The sequence below is a fragment of the Synechococcus sp. R8-2 genome, assembly GCF_047461715.1.
GTDB lineage: Bacteria > Cyanobacteriota > Cyanobacteriia > Thermostichales > Thermostichaceae > Thermostichus.
Genome location: NZ_JANSHQ010000565.1, coordinates 1 through 1,727 on the forward strand (window position 1 = coordinate 1; position 1,727 = coordinate 1,727).

Consider the following 1,727-nt stretch of genomic DNA (forward strand, 5'->3'; position numbering starts at 1 on the left):
GTAAGGGATCCCACGGGAACGCAGGTGTTGGATCACCCGTTCTGATTGATCAATGACCAAGAGGGGGTGACGACGGGCTTCCAGAATGCGCACAATGTCTTGCCCCACCTGCCCATAGCCGCACACCACCACGTGCCCCTGTTGAGGAGCATCGGGGGCCAAAGCGCGGGGCCGCTCGCCCGATTCCAACCAGCGGGCCAAGAAGGGGATCCCGTGTAGCCCGGAAAACAGTCGAGGAGCGCCCCTCAGCAGAAAGGGAGTGAGCAGAAGGGTAACGGCTGTGGTGCTGACAATCAACAAATAGATCTGCCGCGACACCAATCCCAAAGCCTGTCCCTCGCTGGCCAGCACAAAGGAGAATTCGCCGATTTGCGATAGGCCCAGCCCCACCACCACCGCTGCCGGCAGAGTGTAACCAAACAGCCGCGCCAAGGGAGCCACGATGCAAAACTTGCCCACCATCACCAGACCCACCAGCCCCAGGATCAGCAACAGATGGCCGAGGATAAAGCTGGGATCGATGAGCATGCCGATGGCCGCAAAAAAGAGAGCAGCAAACACATCTCGCAAAGGCTCTACATAGTCCAGGGTTTGGTCGGCGTACTCCACCTCCGAGATCATCAGACCGGCAATGAAAGCCCCAATCTCGCTGGAAATGCCCAGCCGCTCCGTCAACAGGGCAATCCCCACGCAGAGGCTGATCACCCCCAGCAGAAACACCTCTTTGCTCTCCTGCTGAGCCAGCAGACGCAGGAAACCGGGAACCAGCCAAATCCCGCCTACCACCGCCCCCAGCCCCACCAAGCCGATTTCTGCCAAGGCCCTGGCCAGGGATCCCGCCAGCTCCGGCAAGGGACAATCCAAAGCCGGCAACACCGCCAGCATCAGCCCCACCGCCAAGTCCTGCACAATCAGGATCCCCAGCATGGCCTGGGCTTGGGGAGTGCCCATTTGGTTGGTCTCAGTGAGACTTTTCAGCACCACGGCAGTCGAGGACAAGGAGAGCACGGCCCCCAAAAAGATCCCTTGCACCGGCGTCAACCAGCCGCTGACCACCGCCAGCACCGCCGTGATCAAAATCGTCAGGCCAATTTGCAAAATGCCTCCGCCAACGGCGATCCCCCGCACTTTGCGCAATTCTTTCAGGGAAAACTCCACCCCCAAGGTGAACAGCAAAAAGGTCACCCCAAACTGGGCCAAGGTTTCCACCTGAACCAACTCTTTGATCCACCCCAACCCGGTTGGCCCCACCAAGATCCCGGCCAGTAAGTAGCCGAGCAACACCGGCTGCCTCAGCAGCGAAGCCAAGAATCCACCTGCTGCCGCTGCCGCCAATACCGTCACAATGTCCAAAATCAGACGAAAGTCTTCCTGCACAGGGCACCCACCAAGGAATGTGAACTTTTGTAGCCAATCCTGAGGATTCTTCCACGATAATGCTTCCTCTGGCATCTCGGACAGAGTGGAGAACCTGGCCCCAAGCCCTGCACCTTACTTCCCCCAGGGATCCCGGCTGACTAGTCCCGATTAGAGGAAGCTGGCCAGAAACTCAGTGGAAATTTTTGTTAAAAGTTGCTGGCAATACCTCAAAACCGTAGCTTATAATACAGAATGTAGATAGAAATCGTTCATCCTCTCGCGTGCTGGGCGGCTCGTTAATGTAGGTAGAGCGACATCGCAGCCAGAGGACGGAAGTAGGGAGAGATCCCGAAGGAACGCGCCTCAAC

The 1,727-nt window shown here is 58.0% G+C and carries 1 protein-coding gene and 1 riboswitch; the gene reads right to left on the reverse strand.

Annotated features, from left to right (window positions below; genetic code table 11):
- A partial coding sequence (locus NW819_RS12510) for a cation:proton antiporter (protein WP_414413943.1) occupies positions 1–1,377 on the reverse strand: 1,377 nt, incomplete at its 3' end.
- Positions 1,378–1,623: 246 nt separating this feature from the next.
- Positions 1,624–1,722: riboswitch (Glutamine riboswitch) on the forward strand.
- Positions 1,723–1,727: the final 5 nt, after the last annotated feature.